Annotated in this window: 16 protein-coding genes; 11 read left to right on the top strand and 5 right to left on the bottom strand. The window is 62.8% G+C overall.

Features of this window, described 5'->3' with window-relative positions:
* Nucleotides 1–2 precede the first annotated feature (2 nt).
* The 4 genes from BUS12_RS31760 to BUS12_RS31775 all read left to right on the top strand — a co-directional run bounded on the left by BUS12_RS31760 (nucleotide 3) and on the right by BUS12_RS31775 (nucleotide 4,367).
* On the top strand, nucleotides 3–1,055 hold the full coding sequence (locus BUS12_RS31760) for an alpha-ketoacid dehydrogenase subunit beta (RefSeq protein ID WP_074301269.1): 1,053 nt from the start codon (nucleotides 3–5) through the stop codon (nucleotides 1,053–1,055).
* Nucleotide 1,056: 1 nt separating this feature from the next.
* Entirely contained in the window at nucleotides 1,057–2,412 is a 1,356-nt protein-coding gene (locus BUS12_RS31765) for a dihydrolipoamide acetyltransferase family protein (protein ID WP_074301270.1), read from the top strand.
* A gap of 2 nt (nucleotides 2,413–2,414) precedes the next feature.
* Nucleotides 2,415–3,830, top strand: a complete 1,416-nt coding sequence (gene lpdA / locus BUS12_RS31770; protein WP_074301271.1) for a dihydrolipoyl dehydrogenase — start codon at nucleotides 2,415–2,417, stop codon at nucleotides 3,828–3,830.
* 144 nt (nucleotides 3,831–3,974) lie between these two features.
* Complete coding sequence (locus BUS12_RS31775) at nucleotides 3,975–4,367, top strand: carboxymuconolactone decarboxylase family protein (RefSeq protein ID WP_074301272.1); 393 nt, start codon at nucleotides 3,975–3,977, stop codon at nucleotides 4,365–4,367.
* 71 nt (nucleotides 4,368–4,438) lie between these two features.
* On the opposite strand, the gene BUS12_RS31780 is transcribed toward BUS12_RS31775, so the two are convergent.
* Nucleotides 4,439–5,518, bottom strand: coding sequence for an HAD family hydrolase (locus BUS12_RS31780; RefSeq protein WP_074301273.1), 1,080 nt, complete (start codon nucleotides 5,516–5,518; stop codon nucleotides 4,439–4,441).
* A 720-nt stretch (nucleotides 5,519–6,238) separates the two neighbouring features.
* On the opposite strand from BUS12_RS31780, the gene BUS12_RS31785 reads away from it, so the two are divergent.
* From BUS12_RS31785 to BUS12_RS31815, 7 genes are all read left to right on the top strand, one after another.
* Nucleotides 6,239–7,027 carry a hypothetical protein gene (locus BUS12_RS31785; RefSeq protein ID WP_074301810.1) on the top strand — a complete coding sequence of 263 codons (789 nt, stop codon included), beginning with the start codon at nucleotides 6,239–6,241 and terminating at the stop codon, nucleotides 7,025–7,027.
* Between the two features lie 25 nt (nucleotides 7,028–7,052).
* Nucleotides 7,053–8,468, top strand: coding sequence for a DUF1254 domain-containing protein (locus BUS12_RS31790; RefSeq protein WP_253190239.1), 1,416 nt, complete (start codon nucleotides 7,053–7,055; stop codon nucleotides 8,466–8,468).
* 27 nt (nucleotides 8,469–8,495) lie between these two features.
* Nucleotides 8,496–9,968, top strand: a complete 1,473-nt coding sequence (locus tag BUS12_RS31795; RefSeq protein WP_074301275.1) for a DUF1254 domain-containing protein — start codon at nucleotides 8,496–8,498, stop codon at nucleotides 9,966–9,968.
* A gap of 64 nt (nucleotides 9,969–10,032) precedes the next feature.
* Complete coding sequence (locus BUS12_RS31800; RefSeq protein WP_083640695.1) at nucleotides 10,033–11,007, top strand: SphA family protein; 975 nt, start codon at nucleotides 10,033–10,035, stop codon at nucleotides 11,005–11,007.
* Nucleotides 11,008–11,444: 437 nt separating this feature from the next.
* Nucleotides 11,445–12,131, top strand: a complete 687-nt coding sequence (locus BUS12_RS31805) for a glycosyltransferase family protein (protein WP_074301276.1) — start codon at nucleotides 11,445–11,447, stop codon at nucleotides 12,129–12,131.
* A 58-nt stretch (nucleotides 12,132–12,189) separates the two neighbouring features.
* Nucleotides 12,190–12,876, top strand: a complete 687-nt coding sequence (locus BUS12_RS31810) for a class I SAM-dependent methyltransferase (protein ID WP_074301277.1) — start codon at nucleotides 12,190–12,192, stop codon at nucleotides 12,874–12,876.
* Between the two features lie 89 nt (nucleotides 12,877–12,965).
* On the top strand, nucleotides 12,966–13,616 hold the full coding sequence (locus BUS12_RS31815; RefSeq protein WP_216352740.1) for a class I SAM-dependent methyltransferase: 651 nt from the start codon (nucleotides 12,966–12,968) through the stop codon (nucleotides 13,614–13,616).
* A 185-nt stretch (nucleotides 13,617–13,801) separates the two neighbouring features.
* Here the strand turns inward: BUS12_RS31815 and BUS12_RS31820 are convergent, their stop codons facing one another.
* From BUS12_RS31820 to BUS12_RS31840, 4 genes are all read right to left on the bottom strand, one after another.
* Nucleotides 13,802–17,041: an O-linked N-acetylglucosamine transferase family protein gene (locus tag BUS12_RS31820; protein ID WP_083640696.1), complete on the bottom strand. Its 3,240-nt coding sequence runs from the start codon at nucleotides 17,039–17,041 to the stop codon at nucleotides 13,802–13,804.
* An 86-nt stretch (nucleotides 17,042–17,127) separates the two neighbouring features.
* On the bottom strand, nucleotides 17,128–17,448 hold the full coding sequence (gene fliT, locus BUS12_RS31830) for a flagellar protein FliT (RefSeq protein WP_074301278.1): 321 nt from the start codon (nucleotides 17,446–17,448) through the stop codon (nucleotides 17,128–17,130).
* Nucleotides 17,449–17,462: 14 nt separating this feature from the next.
* Nucleotides 17,463–19,046 (bottom strand): flagellar filament capping protein FliD, encoded by a 1,584-nt coding sequence (gene fliD, locus BUS12_RS31835; protein WP_074301279.1) that lies wholly within the window; start codon nucleotides 19,044–19,046, stop codon nucleotides 17,463–17,465.
* A gap of 164 nt (nucleotides 19,047–19,210) precedes the next feature.
* Complete coding sequence (locus BUS12_RS31840) at nucleotides 19,211–20,662, bottom strand: flagellin N-terminal helical domain-containing protein (RefSeq protein ID WP_074301280.1); 1,452 nt, start codon at nucleotides 20,660–20,662, stop codon at nucleotides 19,211–19,213.
* Nucleotides 20,663–20,756 lie beyond the last annotated feature (94 nt).

Consider the following 20,756-nt stretch of genomic DNA (forward strand, 5'->3'; position numbering starts at 1 on the left):
CCATGGCGGAATTCGATCCTATCCATGAGACGAGCACGGCCACCACGCCGATGACGATGATCCAGGCGCTGCGCTCGGCGATGGACGTGATGCTCGGACGCGACGACAACGTCGTGGTGTTCGGTCAGGACGTGGGCTATTTCGGCGGCGTATTTCGCTGCACCGAGGGCCTGCAGGCGAAATACGGCACCTCGCGCGTGTTCGACGCGCCGATCTCCGAAGGCGGTATTGTCGGCGCCGCAGTCGGGATGGGCGCGTACGGTCTGCGTCCGGTGTGCGAGATCCAGTTTGCCGACTACTTCTACCCGGCGTCGGACCAGATCGTGTCGGAAGGCGCGCGCTTGCGCTATCGCTCCGCGGGACAATTCATCGCACCCCTGACGATTCGCATGCCATGCGGCGGCGGCATCTACGGCGGCCAGACTCACAGTCAGAGCCCCGAGGCGATGTTCACGCAGGTCTGCGGACTGCGCACGGTGATGCCGTCGAATCCGTACGACGCCAAAGGACTCCTGATCGCCAGCATCGAGAACGACGATCCGGTGATCTTCCTCGAACCGAAGCGCCTCTATAACGGCCCGTTCGACGGCCATCACGAACGGCCGGTGACGTCATGGGCGAAGCATCCGTCGAACGCCGTGCCCGAGGGTTACTACACCGTACCGCTCGATTCGGCGGCGGTCGTGCGTCCGGGCAATGCGGTGACGGTGCTCACCTACGGGACCACCGTCCACGTGTCGCTCGCGGCGGCGGAAGAAACCGGCATCGATGCCGAAGTGATCGACCTGCGCACCCTCTGGCCGCTCGATCTCGAGACCATCGTCAAGTCGGTGCGCAAGACCCGGCGCTGCGTGGTCGTGCACGAGGCGACCCGCACCTGCGGTTACGGCGCGGAGTTGGTGTCGCTCGTGCAGGAGCATTGTTTCTATCACCTGGAAGCGCCGATCGAGCGGGTCACCGGCTGGGACACGCCGTATCCGCATGCGCAGGAATGGGCCTATTTCCCCGGCCCGCGCCGGGTTGGGGAAGCACTACGACGCGTGATGGAGGCCTGAAATGGGTGTGCATGTAATCAAAATGCCGGATATCGGTGAAGGCATTGCAGAAGTGGAACTCGGCGCCTGGCACGTGGAAGTGGGCCAGATCGTCAAGGAAGACGGGCCGCTCGCGGACGTGATGACGGACAAGGCCGCAGTCGAGATTCCATCGCCGGTCGCGGGCAAGGTGATTGCGCTTGGCGGCAAGGTCGGGGAAGTGCTGGCGGTGGGCAGCGAGTTGATCCGGCTGGAGGTGGAGGGCGAGGGGAATCTCAAGCCAGGTGTTGGCGGACACGCGCCGGCAGTCGCAAACGAAGGGCGCGGTACGAACGGCGTTAGTGGCGGCACGAACGGCCACAACGGAACGCATGCCGCAGCGCCGGCGAATGAAGGGGCAGCAGGTCTCGCGCCGCAAGCGTCTTCAGCAGCCCATACGTCGCGCAGCTCACCCACACCCGCTGCACGTCTGCCCTCGGCAGTGCGTCAGCCCGACGAACGCCCGCTCGCCTCACCCGCCGTCCGCCAGCGCGCCTGGGACATGGGCGTCGAGCTGCGCTTCGTCCACGGCTCCGGCGAGGCCGGCCGCATCACCCATGCAGACCTCGACGCGTACGCGCAGACTCGCGGCAACGCATCCTCCCCGACGACGCAAGCCCGCTCGGGTTACGTCGAACGTCTCGACGAAACAGCGGTGCCGGTGATCGGCATGCGCCGCGCTATCGCCCGCAAGATGCAGGAGGCGAAGCGCCGCATTCCGCATTTCAGCTACGTCGAAGAGATCGACGTCACCGAACTCGAAGACCTGCGCACGCAACTGAACCAGCGCTGGGCCGAAACGCGTGGCCGCCTGACGATGCTGCCGCTGCTGATCCGCGCCATGGTGATCGCGCTGCGCGATTTCCCGCAGATCAACGCGCGCTTCGACGACGAAGCCGGCGTGGTCACCCGCTATGGTGCGGTGCACGTGGGCGTCGCGACGCAGACCGACGCGGGTCTCACTGTGCCGGTGCTGCGCCATGCCGAAGCACGCGACGTCTGGTCGATGGCGGCCGAGATCGTGCGTCTCGCCGAAGCCGTGCGCAGCGGCAAGGCGAGCCGCGATGAACTGACGGGCTCGACCATTACGATTTCCAGCCTGGGTGCGCTCGGCGGGATCGTCTCGACGCCGGTCATCAATCATCCTGAAGTGGGCATTGTGGGCGTCAACCGGATGGTCGAACGTCCCATGATCCGTCAAGGCGCCGTGGTGGCGCGGAAGATGATGAACCTGTCGTCGTCGTTCGATCATCGGGTGGTCGACGGCATGGATGCCGCCGAATTCATCCAGGCGGTTCGAGTGCTGCTGGAGCAGCCCGCCCTGCTTTTCGTGGAGTGAGCATGAGCCAGATCGAACATACCAGCCTGCTGGTCATCGGCGGCGGGCCGGGCGGCTATGTCGCCGCGATTCGCGCGGGGCAGTTGGGCATTCCCACCGTGCTGGTCGAACGCGAGCAACTGGGCGGCACGTGCCTGAACATTGGCTGCATTCCGTCCAAGGCGCTGATTCACGTCGCCGAGGAATTCGACAAAACTCTCCAGTACGCCGAAGCATCGCCGCTCGGCATTCGGGTCGGCGCGCCGGAGATCGACATCGCGCGCACGGTGGCCTGGAAAGACGGCATCGTGCAGAAGCTGACCCGCGGCGTGGGGGCGCTTCTCAAGAAGCACGGCGTCAAGGTCGTGAAGGGCGACGCGCGCGTGATCGACGGCAAGACTGTCGAAGTCACCGCAAGCGGCCAAGGGCAGAACGAGGGCGAGCGTGTGCGCATCCACTGCGAACACCTGCTGCTGGCCGCCGGCTCCGAACCCACCGCCTTACCGTCGATGCCGTTCGGCGGCAAGGTGGTGTCGTCCACCGAGGCCTTGTCGCCGAAGACGCTGCCGAAGCGGCTCGTCGTGGTGGGGGCCGGCTATATCGGGCTGGAGCTGGGCACGGTGTATCGCAAGCTCGGTGCGGAGGTGACGGTCGTCGAGGCGCAGGACCGCATCCTGCCCGCCTACGATGCCGAACTCGTCAGACCGGTGGCGGATGCGCTGGCGAAAAAGGGCGTAGGGGTGCTGCTGGGGCACAAGGTGCTGGGTCTCAGCGCGGACGGTGAGGCCGTGCGTGTACAGGACCGCGACGGCAGCGAGAAAGCGCTACCGGCCGATCAGGTGCTGGTGGCGGTTGGCCGCCGTCCTCGCACTCAGGGATGGGGGCTTGAGACTCTCCAGCTCGACCGCAACGGTGCCGCGTTGCGTGTCGACGATCAATGCCGCACGTCGATGCGCGACGTGTGGGCGATCGGCGATCTGGCCGGCGAACCGATGCTTGCCCACCGGGCGATGGCGCAAGGCGAGATGGTCGCGGAAATCATTGCGGGCAAAGAGCGCCGCTTTGTGCCCGCGGCGATCCCGGCGGTGTGCTTCACCGATCCCGAGATCGTGACGGCTGGGATGTCGCCAATCGAAGCCGAAGCCGCGGACCTCGACTGCGTGAGCGCGTCGTTCCCGTTCGCTGCAAACGGCCGCGCGATGACGCTCGAGGCAACCGACGGCTTCGTTCGCGTCGTGGCGCGTCGCGACAATCATCTGATCGTCGGTTGGCAGGCGGTGGGTCGCGGAGTGTCGGAACTGGCCGCGGCGTTTTCGCAGTCCATGGAGATGGGCGCGCGTCTGGAGGACATCGCCGGGACCATTCACGCGCATCCGACCTTGGGCGAAGCGGTCCAGGAAGCGGCGCTGCGTGCACTGGGTCACGCGCTGCACATCTGAGCGGGTTTGCGATCCCAGGTGGCTAGAGGCATCCGGGCTGGGCGTGGCAAACTCCCGGCCCGGCTCGGCCCGCTCCATCGTCCATGTCGGGCAGGGAATCCTGTAGTCTGAAGGCCTGCCAACCTGATAGCGGACCACGAACCCATGAGCAGCCTGAAGCCCATCGAATACAAGGACGCCGCACCGGAAGTCAAAGCGGTGTACGACGACATCAAGAGCACGCGCGGCGTCCCCGACGTCAACAACTTCTGGAAGTTCATCGCCCAACACCCGCCGACCCTGGCGCGCACATGGGACAGTCTCAAGGACGTGATGTCGCCCGGCGCGCTCGACCCGCTCGTCAAGGAACTGCTGTATGTGGCGGTGAGCGTGACCAACAACTGCGGCTACTGTGTCGCGAGCCATACGGCCGCTGCCCGGCGCGCGGGCATGACCGATGAGATGTTCGGCGAACTGATGGCGGTGGTCGGGATGGCTAACGAGACCAACCGCCTGGCAGTGGGATACCGCGTGCCGATCGATCCGGCATTCGAGTAAGGCACGCTCGCCGAGACGAGACGAGACGAGACGAGACGAGCGGCCGCTTCCATGCCGCTGCGCCGCGCGGTTTATTTCCCCGCCGCCGCCGCCGCCGCCGCCGCCGCGCCGTCCGTTTCGCCCTTGAACACCGTGCGCCAATCGTCCTTCATGTCGACGATCAGCCAGCCCTTCACGTTCGCCTCTTCCAGTCCCTTATCCAGCTTGCCGCTGCGGGCGGTGCGGTCGTACGCATACTCGCGCTGCGCGTCGGTGTGATGCACGAGGGCGGCAAAGCGCGGGCCGTCACCGGAGGTGGTCCATTCGAGCATCGGCAGGTCGTCGTCCGAACTGCCGAACGCCATCAGCGGCCGCCGGCCGATCACCGCCTGGATGGTTTGCGGCTTCAGCGTGCCTTCGTTGATCGTATCGATCTGCGCGGTCCGGGTAAGCGAGGCCACGCCGTTCACCAGTCCATACTGATACCGGACCGTGCTGCCGATCACTTCATCAGACGGCACGCCATACATGCGCTGCGAAATCGCGCGGATGAATTCGACGCTCTCGGGCGCCACGATGTAGGTCTTGAAACCATTGGCGCGCAGATAGGCGAGCAGGTCGACCATCGGCTGATACGCGAGACTCGTGTACGGCCGGTTGAAGCGCGGGTCGCTCGCCGTGTCGAACCAGTCGTGCACGATCGACGCGAAGCTGTCCGTCGTCAGCCCGGCATGGGTCGCGGCGAGCAGTTTCATGGCGCCCGCATCGCCGCTGCTGGCGACGCCCTTCAGATTGCCGCGCAGGATGGAGCGGAACGGCTCCTGGCGTTTCCATTCCGGATGATGCGGCGCCAGCGTCTTCACCCGTTGCAGCGTGAAGACGAGTTGCACGGAGGCGGGCTGCTCGACCCACAGCGTGCCGTCCAGATTGAATACCGCAATCCGTTCGGCGCGCGGCACGAAGTCTTTCGATTCCGGCGTCGTGACGCGGGTGACGAAGTCGATAATCGAGCGCTCCGCCGGCGTGTCGTTCCACGACGCCATGGTTGAATTGCCGGACGGCGCGCGGGCCGGGCGGGCGGCTTGCGCCGAGCCCGCATGGGGTGTGCTTGTGCAGGCGCAGAGAACGACTACGGTCAACCCGGTCCAGCATCTGCGCATCCAGCCAATCATGAAAGCCTCGTTAGTGTGTGATGTGGTGCGGCCCGTCGTGCGCCGCCATTTCGATTCGCGCTTACTAGATATCACATTCGGCGCGTTTGTTTAACGGTTTGCGATGCGGATGGGAGATGGCGGGCACCCGCCGCGGCGTCCGGTTCGCATTGTGGTTCGTATTGCGGCGCCGGGATGCGCTGCGGGACCATCGCGCATCCACTCTGCGCCACGCAGCTCCGCGCTAACCACGCGCAATTGTTTATTTATCTGCATCAATTCGATAAAAAAACCATCGGCATTTCAAAAACAGATTTATCCGACAGAATGTCCGTTCAATAAGCATCGAAAAATCGGCTTTTCTGTCGTGTTACAAATTTATCTCTGTGATTTCAGAAAACGTTTGCTAGTATTTTGCAAGGATGACAGTGATTCACCGCGACCTTTAACTGCCGTACAGACATAGTCCTGTGCGGCGTCCTGTCCTATACGAGGAGCGTCCATGCCAGCCCCGGGGTTCTGCCGTCGAACTCCATAACAGCGCACTTCATACCCGGCGCCAATTGAGCCATCAATATTCGCGTTTCAGGATTTCCCCGCCACATTCGGTGATAGCGGGCAGTATGAATTCGCACCAGTATTAATCAACTGATTGCGTTATTAGACGATCTTCTGTTTGCGCTGTGCAAAGGAATGCGCTCGCCTATTAATAACGCGAGAACCTGGGAAATCTACATGGCCATGAAGCGATCCCTTGGAGCGAGTGCGGTGGCGTGCGCGGCGGTGTTCTCGTCAGCCGCTTATGCGCAGGCTTCGGCAGACGATGCCAACAAGAGCAATAACCCGCTGAATCTGGCGCCGTCGTTCAACCTCCAGGATTACTACACTCCGAGCCTGTTCGGCGTCAGCGGTCATACGAACGACCTGCTGCTGCGGCCGACCGTTCCGGTGGGGCCTATCGGCCCGATCGGCGTGCCGCAGATTTTCCGCGCCACCGTGCCGATCAGCACCCGCCCGGACCCGAGCGGCGGCTACAACACGGGGCTCGGCGACATCAACCTGTTCGACATCTTCCTGCTCTCGCAGTCGGAGGTGCAGATCGGCGTCGGCCCGTTGATCACCATGCCCACCGCCACCGACCCAAGTCTCGGCACCGGCAAATGGCAGGGCGGTCTGGCGGCGGTGGCCGTCAATGCCACCCCGGCGCATCTGCTCGGCGCGCTGGTGCAGTGGCAGCACTCGTTTGCCGGCCAAAGCGAGCGGCCGACCACCCAGTCGCTCACGGCCCAGCCGTTCGCCATCTTCAATCTGCCCGGCGGCTGGTACATCCGCTCCACCGGTATCTGGACCTTCGACCTGCAGCACGGCACCTACTACATCCCCGTCGGGCTCGGCGGGGGCAAGGCGTGGAAGAGCGGCTCGACCATCTACAACGCGTTCATCGAACCGCAGTATTCGGTCGCCCACTCGGGCGCCGGCGTACCGCAAGTCACCATTTTTGCCGGTCTGAACATGACGTTCGGCAAGTGACGAATCTAACCCGAGAGACCACCCTATGAATCTTTCTACGCTCCTGCGCCTTGGCGGGATATCACTAGGACTCACGCTCGCGATGCTGCCGCAACAGTACGCCGGCGCCCAGGCGAGTACGCCGGCGGCCACGGTGAGCGCCGCGCCGGACGAAGCCCGCGCCATCGCCAAAGACGCGTACATCTACGCCTATCCGATGCTGTTCAACTACAAGACGCTGTATGAGCAGGCGGAGGATCCCGGCTCGAAGTCGTACGTAGGCGGCTTCGGCAAATTCCGCAACTACTCGCATCCCTACGGTCCCGAGAACAAGGATATCGTCACGCCCAACAACGACACGCCGTACTCGTGGGCCTGGCTCGATCTGCGTCGCGAGCCGTGGGTGCTGACCGTGCCGGCGGTGAAGAACGACCGCTACTACGTGTTCCAGTGGATCGATCTGTTCACGTACAACTTCGCCTACGTCGGCTCGCGGACTACCGGCAACGGCGCGGGCCACTACCTGTTTGCCGGTCCCAACTGGCACGGCGATACGCCGAAGGGCATCGACAAGGTATTCCGCTCCGAGACCGACATCATCCTCACGCTGGGGCGCACCGCGCTCAGCGGCCCGTCCGATGTGAAGGACGTAGAGGCAATCCAGAAGCAGTACCGGCTCACGCCGCTGTCCGCGTTTGAACACAGCAGCGCGCCGCCGCCGGTCGCCAAGGTCGCGTTCCCGAAGTGGGACGAAGCGAAGGCCACCTCGATCGATTTCATCGCGTACCTGAACTTTCTGCTGCAGTTCACGCAGCCCACGGCGCCCTCCGAAACGGAGCTGATGCAGCGCTTCGCGAAGATCGGCATTGCGCCGGGTGCGGCCTTCGATCCCGCCGCGCTGCCGGCGGCGACGCGCGAGGCCATCGAACAGGGCGTCGCGGACGGCAAAGCGGCGCTTGCCGACGCGGAGAAGCACACCACCAGTTCTTACGACCTGTTCGGTAGCCGTCAGGATCTGAACGGCGATTACATGAAACGGGCAGTCGCCGCCGCGATGGGGATCTACGGCAACACCAAGGAAGAAGCGGTGTACGTCGGCACGCGAATCAACGCGGACCACGAGCAACTGGTGGGCTCGCAACCGTACGTCATCCACTTCGACAAGAAAGACCTGCCGCCCGCGAAGTTCTTCTGGTCGATGACGATGTACGACCTGCCGGCCCGTCATCTGGTGGCGAATCCGATCCATCGCTACTCGATCGGCGACCGCACCAAGGGTATCAAGTACGGCGCCGACGGCTCGCTGGATATCTACGTTCAGCACAACTCACCTGGCGCCGACAAGGAATCCAACTGGCTGCCCGCTCCGGAAGGCGCCTACGACGTGATTGCGCGCATTTACGGCCCGGACGCTTCGGTCTTCAACGGCAGTTGGACCTTCCCGGTGCCGCAAAAGCGATGACCCCCAATGGACGAGTCGGAGCCCGACATGAATAAGAAAACCGCAACGTGGGTCACGGCCGCTGTGCTCGCATCCCTCGCGAGCCCGATTCTGGCGAGGGCGCCCACGGCCCAGGTGGGCACAGCGACGGCGCAATCGATACCCGGCCCAGTGCCTGGCTACGCCGTCTCCGAAGCGTACGCCCGGCTGGTGGCGCGCCAGACCTATTTCTGGGCGTGGCCGATGGTCAACGTCTACAACCGCTTGCTGGCGATGAGGCAGGTGCCGCAGCCGGGCCTGAACGGCGGCATCGTGCCGGTGGCGCCGCCCAATCATCTCTCGATGCTGCACGACTATATCGAGCCGCAGGAGCGTTTCGTGGCGTGCCCGAACCAGGACGTGGTGTACGGCTCGGCCATCTTCGATCTGAACCAGACGCCAGTGGTCGTGCAGGTGCCGGATTTCGGCAACCGCTTCTGGGTCTACCAGGCCGTCGATCTGCGCACCGACGGGTTCGCCAGTCTCGGCAAGCTCTACGGAACCAGGCCGGGCTTCTATCTGTTCGTCGGGCCGGACTGGCATGGCCAGGTGCCGAAGGGCATTCGCCAGGTGTTCCGCTCGGCCACGGCGGTGGGCAGTTTCATTCCGCGCGTGTTCATGGACGACACGCCGGAAGACCGGGCGGCCGTGCAAACGGTCATTGGCAAGATCGGCCTGTATCCGTTGTCCGAGTTCGACGGCAAGGTGAAGGTGACCGACTGGTCGAAGCTGCCGAGTTTCGGTTCGGGTGAAACCAGCGCCGCCGAAATCAAATGGGTGGACCCCGACAAGTTCTGGGACGAGCTGCCTGCGGTGCTCGATCAGACGCCACCGCAGCCCGGCGAAGAGGCGCTGTACGCCCAGGCGCGCGCGCTGCTGGCCGCCGCGCAGAAAGATCCTGCGATCAAGGCCGCCATCGTGGACGAGGCGGCGCAAACCGATGCCCATCTGGTCACGCCGCTGTTCGACTTCAACACGTTCGGCAAGCCGTTGCCGGCCCACTGGAACACCATCAGCAACGGCGCGGAATTCGGCACCGACTACTTCACGCGTACAGCGGTGGCGAAGTCCAACATCTTCGTCAACAAGCCGAACGAGACGAAGTACTTCTATGCCGACGCCGACGCTTCGGGCCAGCGTCTCAACGGCGCGCAGCGCTATACGGTGACCTTTCCGAAGGGACAGTTGCCGCCGGTCAAGGGTTTCTGGTCCTTGACCCTGTACAACGCGCATCACTTCTTTTCGCCGAACGAGCAGAAGCGCTATTCGCTCGGCACCAAGAACAAGACGCTGAAGTACAACGACGACGGCTCGTTGACGCTCTATGTGCAGAGCGCGGCGCCCGACGCCGACAAGACCGACAACTGGTTGCCGGCGCCGGCCAACGAAGACTTTTCGCTCTACGTGCGGGCTTACTGGCCGGAACAACCTGCGCTGGACGGCACGTGGACGCCGCCGCCGGTCGTGCGGGACACACGGTAGTGGATAGCAAGGCGTATAACCTTCCTCGCCGCAACGGGCGAGGAATCAATTGGTGAGGATCGCTATGAATGAACTTCGCAGCTTGTTCCGAGGCCATTCCGTCGCGGCCCGGCTTTCCGCCGGCGCGTTCGTCGCGGCCACCGGCATGGCGCTCTCGCCGCATGCGCTGGCGACGGAAGGTGGCGTGGGGCGCCCGATTACCGGCATGCAGATCGCCCCGTATGCGGGCATTGTGCCGCCCACCGACGACTGGATCGTGTCGATCACCTCGATTTACTACGAGGGCTCGCTCGGCGCGAGCAAGACGCTGCCGATTGCCGGGAAAGTCACGGCGGGTCTCGATTACCACATCTCGTACAACATCGTGAACGCAATCAAGACATGGGGTATCACAGCGGGCGGCTGGAATTTTGCGTCGTCGTTTGGCGTGCCGCTGCAGTACACCGACGTGTCGTCGTTTCATGGCCGCCTGCCGGACGACCACGCCACGCAGTTCGCCGATATCTTCTTCACGCCGGTGGTGGCCGGCTACCACCTGACCAAGACCGACCATATCGCGTTGAGCGTGCAGATCTACGCGCCGACCGGCGCCTACAACACGGACCGCCTCGCCAATGCCGGACAGAACACGTGGACCTTCACGCCGACCTTCGCCTACACGAAGCTGCTGCCGAAGCAGAACATCGAACTGTCGCTGAACTACGGCGTCGAGTTCTACACCGCCAACAACCAGACGCAGTATCACAACGCGCCGCTCAGCGTGCTCGATCTGCTGGCGCTCAAACGCTTTGGCGAGGGTTGGGGCGCGGGTGTGGTGGGCGGCTATATCCAGCAACTCGGCCATGACAGCGGCGGTCTCGCGGACATTGTGGGCGGTGCTCAAGGGCACGCGGTGGGGATTGGTCCGATCGTCACGTGGAACGGCAAGATCAGCAAGACGCCGGTAGGCGCGACGTTGCGTTGGGTGAATGAATTCAACGTCAGCAACCGGCCGAAGGGGAATGCGGTCGAGTTGTCGGTCAATGCGACGTTCCAGTAATGGGACCTGGGGCATTGTTACGTCATCTGAAGGGAGCGCGGCGATGGACTGGACCGCAAGCGGCACGCGTGACGATGGGAATTGACGTCGCGCACGGGCCAGGGCAGAACGCGTTCTATGTGCAGGTGGGGAGTGCCTGGCGGTGACGGAGTCGGCACGATAAGGGACGCCCGGAGGGGTAAGCAGGGCAATGTGTCGCCCAGTGGGCGATCGCTGCGACCGGCGAATGCGAACCGAATAACGGTCATTTATCGAGCTTGATCGGCAAATTGAATACCGGCCACGCCGGTAGCATGACGCAATCACGATGTTCGTCCGTGGCTGCTCGAGTCTGAGCTTAAGAGCCCGAGGGAACTTCGTTGACTGCCATTTGGACCTCAGGCCAGCGCGGACTCCTCAGCAGACGAGGAATTTGTGCATCTAGTACTTATGTCGTCATGAAGCCAATTCGAATCGTTTGCGGCACACGCGCTTCACGCGACGAGTTTCTGCAAAAGACCGCCTTGGGGCGGTCGCTTTCCCTGGTCCGGTTCCAGCCCCAACCCCAGATTCTTCTGTTTCCAGAGAACAAGGCGGGCCTTTCGACCATCTACAACATCGCCATCGAACGATCAAAGGCGGATCCCGCCATCCTCATTTTCGTTCACGACGACGTCCACTTTTGCGATTTCTTCTGGCCTGGCACCATCCGCGAAGCGGTTCAGAGCTTCGATGTGGTTGGCCTCGCGGGCAACCGGCGACGTGTACCCGCTCAGCCTGGCTGGGCGTTCGTCGATCCGCAGTTCACTTGGGACAAGCCGGAGCATCTCAGCGGGGTGGTGGGGCACGGCAAGGGTTTTCCATGCGACACGATCTCGGTCTTCGGCGCGTCCGGCCAGGAGTGCAAGCTGCTTGACGGCCTGTTGCTTGCCGGTGATAGCGCCCGCCTAAACGAGGCAGGCATCAAGTTTGACGAACAATTCGCATTCCATTTCTACGATATGGACTTCTGCCGCCAGGCTGAACAAAAGGGATTGAAGATGGGGACGTGGCCGCTCAGCGTCGTCCACGAAAGTGGCGGGGCGTTCGGCTCGCCCGCCTGGCAGGAGGCTTATCAGCGGTACTTGCGAAAGTACACAAGCTAATCCCTGTGCGCGGCTCGCACTCTGAGCGGACCGTCTCACGATCAACGGTAGGACAGATATGGAACAGACCCCGATTCATCAGGCGCATAACCCTGATCTGCTGAAGCTTATGCCGACCAACGCGCGCAGAGTGGTCGAGGTAGGTTGCAGTTCCGGCGCACTCGCGCGCGAGTACAAGAGGCTCAACCCCAACGTTCACTATATCGGCATCGAACTGGTTCCGGCATACGCCGAGGCCGCACGTGCCCACTGCGATGAGGTCATGGCGTTCGACATTGAGGCGGTCGACGAGTATGTGCTGCGCTCCGAACTTGCAGCTGATTGCTGGGTATTTGGTGACGTTCTCGAGCACCTGAAAGACCCGTGGCTGCTCCTTCGGAAAATTCGGGCGGCGATGGGCGATACGGGTCACATTGTGACGTGCATTCCGAACATGCAGCATTGGAGCGTTCAGGCGCGCCTGAGTTGCGGCGATGTCCGCTATGAAGATTCGGGCCTGTTCGACCGAACCCACTTACGCTGGTTTTCGCGCGTGACCATGCTCGAAATGTTCACTCAGTCCGGTTTCCGCGTCGAGGATGGCATGGCGCGCATCTTTGACGAGCCACAACGCGAGACCTTTTTGCCGATTATCAAGGCGATGGCGACCGCGGCCCAGGCGGACGTCAACGCGGCGGTGCAGGACGCGCTCCCGTTGCAGTATGTGCTGCGTGCGGTACCCGACGTTGCGGCGCGAGCGGCCTGAGGCGAACTGCGACAACGAGCGGAGCCTGCTGAATCACGGAATCATCAATCACCTCAATTTTGCAGTCCAAAACAGATCAAGGAGAAGGCGTGAATCTTTACGCGGATTTTTTGCAAAACCAGATGAAGGTCGTGCATAAGTGGAAGCACTACTTCCCGGTTTATGAGCGGCACTTTCAGAACTGGGTCAACAAGACGGTGACCGTGCTGGAAATCGGCTGCGGCCGCGGTGGTTCGCTGCAAATGTGGAAGCGATACTTCGGCCCGCACGCGACGATCGTCGGGATCGATATCGAGCCGCGCTGCAAGAACTACGAAGAAGACCAGATCTCGGTCCGTATCGGCGGCCAGCAGGATCCGGCGTTTCTTCAGAGCGTACTGGACGAGTTCGGGCCACCGGATATCGTGATCGACGACGGCAGCCACGTGATGAGCCATATCGCTGCGACGTTCCGTTACCTATATCTGAAGCTGCCCAAGAACGGCGTGTATCTGGTCGAGGACCTGCATACGGCGTATTGGCCGGAGTATGAAGGTGGCTTCGCGCGCGAGGGCTCCTTCATTGAGATGGCCAAATGCCTTATCGATGAACTGAACGCCGACCATACGCTGGGTGTTGTGCCGGTCAGCGAGTTCTCGAAGACAACGACGTCGATGCACTTCTACGACAGCATGGTCGTTTTCGAACGCGGCGTGCACACCCGTAAATTTGCTCCGATGACCGGGACCGATCCGGTCTAGCCTACGCGTTCCTCAGGGCTACGGCGCCGCTTCGTTCGCGGCAACACCTATGCAAATGGCCGGCCCTAGGGCCGGCCATTTGCATTCAGGTTCATTCAATCAGCGGCGTTCGTGCATCTGCACATCAGCTTAAATCGCCTGTTGCCGCGGTTTAAGCCGATGGGTTTTTCACTCTGGCAGCGCGCTTACGCCGATACTTCTTCGGCTACCTCGGGCACCTCGAACGATTCTGCCGGCAGGCCTTCGCACCAGCGGCGCCACATTGTCCGCAGCGCCCGTGTGACGCTGTCGGCGACGACATCGGCACGGAACATCGGCGAGCGTTCGCAGCGCGCGCGCATGTTTGCACGCAGCGCAGCGAGAGATTGCAGGTCGGTTGCGAGATGCGCTGCCCTGCGCACGTAATCGTCTGGGTCGTGAGCTACAAACGCTTCGAGCCCGACATGGGACATGGCCGTCAGGCCGCTTCGGCCCGGCACCGTTTGCCCAGGCAGCGTCAGCGTCGGCACACCCATCCAGAGCGAATGGAGCGCGGTTGTGAGCCCGGAAAAGGGGAAGCTGTCGAGGCAAAAGTCGACGTGGTGATGTGTCTGAAGATAAACCGGCACGCTGGAGCGGGCGTGGAAGTCGAGTCGTTCGCGGACGATGCCTTCCTCGGCAAACCATTCCACCAGTTCGCCGAGGCTGCCGTCGCGCGGCATCGCACCGATCACCATGCGTGAATTGGGGACTTCGCGCAGCACGCGAGCCCACAGGGCAATCACATCGCGGCGCAGCTTGTCCATCCGGTTGAAGCTGCCGAAAGTGATGTAACCGTTACGCAACGCGGGCAGCCCATTGACCGGCGGGCACAGTTTGTCCGCTTCGAAGGGAGCGACGGCCGGAAGATAGGCGATCTTCTCGGTGAACTGGCTGCTGAACTGTCCGGACGGCACCCAATGGCGATCAGCGAGAAAGTAGTCGACGGCATCAAGGCCGGTTGTGCCCGGGTAGCCGATCCAGGTTGCCTGCACGGGGGCCGGTTTGCGAGCCAGGGTGAGCAACCGGTTGTGGGCCGTGTGGCCGGCCAGATCGACCAGGATATCTATGCCGTCGGCACGAACCATCTCGGCGATCTGCTCGTCAGGCACGCCCACCACGGTGCGCCATTGGCCGAACAGTTCACGCAATCGCTCGCTCGTCGAATCGTAGAGGTAGGTGTTTGAGTAGGCGTGAAGTGAGAGATTCGGGTCGACCGAGAGGTGCGTCAGAACGGGCTCGAGAAAGCTTGCGACCGCGTGCCGGCAGAAGTCTCCGGAAATGAAGCCGATCCGCAGTTTTCGGTCCGGATCGCGGCTGTTGGTGTGCGGCGGCCAGTTCGGCTTGAGTGGAGTTTCGAAGCGCTCGGCGAAACGCCGGGATTCCGCAAACACCTCTGCAGGCGGGCTTTCCTCGCTGTGCGTCATGCAGAACACGAGGTTGTTGTAGGCCATTTCGAAATTTTCGTCGATTTCCAAGGCGCGGCGGAACATTGCGATGCCTTCCAGCAGGCGGCCTTGCTGCATCAGTGTGACACCCAGCGTGCAAGGAGCATACGAGGAATTGGGGTCAAGTTCCATCGCGCGACGGCCGGTCTGTTCGGCTTCGTCTAGCCGGCCCGTTGCCTGCAGGATGATACTTAGAATCCGGAAACCTTCTGCGCGGTTGGGGCTTAGTTCGAGCAGGCGACGGCATGCAACCTCCGCTTCGGCATGGCGCCCCTTCGACTCGAGGACGCTCGCCATGATCTGCAACACGTCGATGTCGTTCGGCCAGATGCGCTGGGCGCTCGGCAGATGCTCGAGCGCTTCGTCGTACCGCCCGAGGCGGTGAAGTGCAACGACCAGGACTTTCCAGCCGAAGCCCTGATCCGGGAAGTCTTGCGTCATTTCGCGAGCACTGACTATCGCTTCTTCGACGCGCCCGTTGTTGAACAGTGCGCCGAGGGCGTTGATCTGCGCCTGGTCGAGCTTGGCGGTAACAGCGCCGCGCCGCGCTGCTTTGGGGGCTGAATCCGTGGACTTTTCCGGTTGCGTCGGGTTCGGACTGGGCGCTTGAGGCAGTTCCGTGCGTGCGACCTTGTTGGTCGGTTGGGTGGACACTACCGTCATGATACCGATCAGCTTCTCGATGGCGGGGCCGGCCAGGCCGCGCTGTTGCGCCATTTCCAGCGCGATCCACGCCGCTTTTAACTGACCCGATTGAAGCAGGGCGTCGATGTAATTGGCCCAGTACTGAAGCTGGTTCGGATCGCTGCCCAAGGCACGCTCAAGATAGGGAATGGCTGCGTCAGGCTGGAGGATACGGATGCCGATTACGCCCAGCTTGTGGTTGGCGTCCGGATGTTCCGGGTAGACACCGAGCACCGCCTGATAGAGCTTGCCGGCTTCGCGAAAATCGCCGCGTTCGTCCAGTGCCAGCGCGTCGCGCATCGCCTCGGCCGCGCCCAGATGCCGCCGTAATTCAGCGTCTTGGGGCAGCAAGTTCGTGGCCTGCTCTAGCGGTACGAGTGCGCCCGCCAGATCGCCGCGTCGCAGATAAGCATGAACGAGGATCACCCAGCCGTAGGCGTGGTCCGGAAACGTCTCCGTCATCTGGCGCGCCAGGGCCTCTGCGCTATCGTGCAGACCTTTCGCAGACAGCGTTTCCACGGTTGCGACGAATTCGTCTGCGAGGGCCGAAAGCTCCCCGGCGCCTGGCTCGTCCTGGGGCGTGACGGCCGGAATTGAGTCGGCCGGAATCGAGTCGGGTGCCGTAAGCGGGCTGACTGGTGCAAGCGACAAGCCCTGCTGGAGGCCCTGCTCATGGACACGTTGGGCTTCGTCGAGTTGCCCGGCCAGCACCAGTGCTTCGATGTAGACCGCCCAATACTCGGCCCGTTCGGGTGACGACGCCACGGCTGCCTTAAGAAACGGCAGTCCTTCCGAGATCTCTCGCGTCTGCAGCGTGAGAATCCCGAGGTTGTGATTGGCGTCGGGGTGCTCCGGCTCGCTCAACAGAATGGCGCGATAGAGCTGTTCCGCTTCTGGAAACCGTTGCGCCTGATGATGGCTCACAGCATGGTGCAGATCGGCATCGGTAGTCATGTATTCCCTTGTGTGCTTGGACGAAGAGCGTAGAGGCGAACCGCTCGTCATCAACGACAGCACCTTGCGTCGTCGGCGAGGCCAAGTTCCAGGCGCAGTGCGGCACGAGCGCCGCGCACGTGGCCTGCACGCGCCCAACCTTGGGGACGCACTGCCAGGCCGTGCGGCCGGGCTGAACACGGACGCACTACGCTGCAAATAGTCTAGCGACTCGCGCTTCAGGCGATTCGGGGAGTAAAGGCCGGATTCCCATGCTGTTCGGCCGTCGGCGGGGCGTGCGGGGGCCGCGCGGGCAAAAAAAAGCCCGCGGGAAGCGGGCATGAGTCGAACGAGCACGCCTCTATTTCAGCGTGTTGTTTTTGTATGAAGCGGTACGCGGCGGCTTGCGTGCGGCAAGCCGGAGAAGCCTAGAACCGCGCGACGCGGTGGTATTGGCTGGCTGCCTTGGTGCGTTCCATCGCGGCGCGATATTCCGTTTCCAGTTCGTCCCGCGATTGCCGCGCGTCGGCCAAAGTCGTGTGGTCGACAGTCTGAATACGGCGGATCAACTCGAGTGCGGCGGGTTCCTGCTTCGCGGTAATCGACATCAGGAGCGGCGAGCGCTCCTCTGCGATGTCCGCAGCGCGTTGCCAGTCGGCGAGGCGGGCGGCCTGTTCGATCGCTTTCGTCAACTCGTACACCTGCTCGACGAGCTGGGTCTGATTGATTGCGCCACGTTCTTGAGTCATGTCCGCCTTCCTTGTCAGGATGAAGATCCGCCGTTGGCCAGCGCGCCTGCGCTATTGGCACCACCGAACAGTTGCGTCAGATATTGCGAGTTGCTGTTGGTCGTTGCCATCAGCGAATTCAGCGCGGTGAACTCGTTGTTGTACTGCGAGGTCAACTGTGCCGTATACGCGGTCAGCGCAGTCGACTGCGTCGTCACGCTCTGCAGGTCCGACGTGAGCTGGTTGGTGCGGATGTCAATGATGCCGCCGGTTTGCGTGAACGCGTTGATAGCCGTGTTCATTTGCTGCGCAACGCCGTTGGTCGAATTGAACAGCGCGCCGACTTCCGACGGGTTGCTCTGTACCGCGGTGGTGAGCGTGGTCGTGTCGACCGACAACTGGCCGTTCGATTGCAGCGTAATGCCGAGCGAGGAGAGCGTTGCCGTGATCCCGTCGCTGGTAACGCTGCCGCTTACCAGGTTGCCGAGTGTGGTCTGGATCTGGTTGAGCATCGAGTCGCCCAGCAACGGACCGCCTTGCGAGCCGGCCGACGCGCTCGAATTGAACGACGACAGGCTGCTCATCGTGCTCACGACGGCGTTGTAGTCCGACACGAAGGTCTCGATGTCGTTGACCTGAGTCGTGGTGTCCGGTGCGATCGTCAGTTGCTGGGTCGCGCTCGTGGTGGAGCCGGCGGCCGGGATCGCCGCGGCGGTCAGATTCAACGTTACGCCGGGCAGCACGGTCGTGACCGTGTTGCTGCCGGTGTCTGCGGGGGTGCCGTTCAGCGTGAACTGGGCATCCTGGGCCGCCGTGCTCTGAGTCCATGCAATGGTGCCGCTCGACGCGATGCTCGAAGCGGCGCCCGCGGGGCTGCCTGCCGTCGAGGTGACGCCGAGGCTCGAGAGCCCATTGTCGCCCGCGAGGTTGCTGACGTTCACGCTGATCGTATTGGCCGCGCCCGTGGTGGTCGAGCTGAGTACCAAATGCTGCCCGTCGGAGCCGCTGACGACAGTGGCCGAGACGCCGGGGTTGCTGCTCGAACTGTTGATCGCCGCGGCGATGCCGCTCAGCGAGTTGTTCGACGAAGTCACGGCAAGCTGCATCGACTTGCCGCCCACCGAGATGGTCAGGTTGCCGGTGCCGAGTCCTGCGGCCTGCGTCGTGCTGAAGGCACCTGAGGAAATGCTCTGCGCCTGCGCGATCTGAGTCACTTTGATCGAATACGAGCCCGCCACCGCGCCGGTTCCGGCGCTGGCGGTGATGCCCGTGCCGCTCAGGGTCGCGCTGAAAGTGGACTGCAGCTGGCCGTTAAAGAGCGGCGCGAGTCCGACCTGCAGCGACGACAGCGCGGCCGACAGCGAGCCGATCGCGGAAATCTGGGTGTTGTCGTTGGTTGCTTCGGCGGTCAGTGCAGCGGTTTGACCGGCGACCTTCGCATTGACGAGCGCGGTCACGATGGACTGAACGTCCAGCGTCGAGTTGCCGGTCGAGCCGGCGATCAGCGACTGTCCCGCTTCCTGCAGCGCGGATTGGGCTGCGGCTTCCGCGGCGGCTGCCGCTGCGGACGAGGAGATAGTGGACGTGGTGCCCGACGTCGTACCGGAAATCGTTGACATGAAAAAAGCTCCATACGTGGTCGCGACCACGCGACGGGTGTCTTCTTAAGGGGCTGGTCTTGCAATGCACTACGGGAGGACGAGCCTCCCGGTAATTCTTTAATGCGCGGATGAGCTGTTCGCGCTGCCTGTGGGCTCATCCGCGCATGACGCCGAACTCTAGCTTATTGCAGCAGCTTCAGAACTTGCTGCGGGTTCGAGTTAGCTTGTGCCAGCACCGAGATACCAGCTTGTTGCAGCACCTGCGCCTTGCTCAGGTTAGCGGTTTCCTGTGCGAAGTCCGCGTCCGTGATTTGCGACTGTGCGCTCGACAGGTCGGTCGACTCATCTTGCTGCGACGTTGCAATACCCGTCATCCGGTTTTGCGCTGCGCCGAGCGTTGCCTGGATGTTGCTGATCGTTGCGAGTGCGTTGGTGATCGTTTCGATCGCCAGGTTTGCACCAGCCGTCGTGCTGACGTTCACGTTCGCCACCGAAGTCGGAACGTTGTTCGTGTTGACGGTTGCCAGAACCGAACCTGCCGGTTGACCTGCAGCCGTCGAACCGATCGTCGTTTGCGCGCCGGCAAACGTGACGCCGGTCGTCGAGTTGCTCGTGAACAGGTTGCTTGCAGCCGTCGTCGACAACTGGTTGCCGTTCTGGTCGACGTATTCGAAGCCGCCCGTGCCGTTCGATTCAACCGTGATCGACGTGATCGCGTTCGGCGTACCTGCCGTTGCTGCTGAACCGTTGGTCGAGTTCAGGTCGAGACCCGAGTACACGCCCAGCACCGTGCCGGCTGCTGCTGCCGAACCGCCACCCGTTGTGAAGTCGGCGTTGATGGCCGTCGTTTCGTTCGCCGTCAGCAGACCGTTATTGGCGCCCGTTGCCAGCGAGATCGTCGAGATGCCGCTTGCCGAACCGGCAACCGAGAACAGGTTGTTCACAGCCGTCGTCGACAGAGCCTGGTTGTTCTGGTCGGTGAAGGTGAAGCCGCCCGTGCCGTTCGACAGGATGTTGATCTGGGTGATCGCGCCCGTGCCGCCCGACGAGTTAGCCGTACCGGTCGCGGTCAGGTCGAGGCCCGTCAGCGTGCCGATCGTGTTGCCTGCTGCCACCGGGCCGCTGCCCAGCGATGCTGCCGACACGCCTTGGCTCAGGTTCAGGTTGATCGTCTGACCGACGTTCGCGCCAACTTGAACCGTGACGTTGCCAGCCGAGCCGTCCAGCAGGTTGATACCGTTGTAGCTGGTTTGCGATGCGAGACGGTTCACTTCAGCAACTTGCTGGGCAACTTCCTGTTGCAGCGCTTGCTGGTTGCTTGCGGACAGCGTACCGCCGGCGGCTTCGTCAGCCAGCGAACGGATGGTTTGCAGCGATTGCGTGATTTGCGACAGACCCGTGCTGGCCGTTTGGACCATCGACACGCCGTCGTTCGCGTTCGACACGCCTTGGTTCAGGCCGTTGATGGCCGTTTGCAGCGTCGTCGAAATTGCCAGGCCAGCTGCATCGTCTGCTGCGCTGTTGATACGCTTGCCCGAGGACAGGCGGGTAATAGCTTGCGACAGTGCGCTACCCGAAGCATTCAGGTTTTCCTGCGCGGTCAGCGACGAGATATTACTGTTGATGCTGAGCATGAAAATCTCCCAAGAGGCTGTTGCCCTAAAGTTACTGCCACGTTGACATGGGCGGTGCACTCGTTCTTTGCTGGCCGCCTCTGAGCAGGATGTC

The organism is Paraburkholderia phenazinium, from assembly GCF_900142845.1.
Taxonomy (GTDB): Bacteria; Pseudomonadota; Gammaproteobacteria; order Burkholderiales; family Burkholderiaceae; genus Paraburkholderia; species Paraburkholderia phenazinium_A.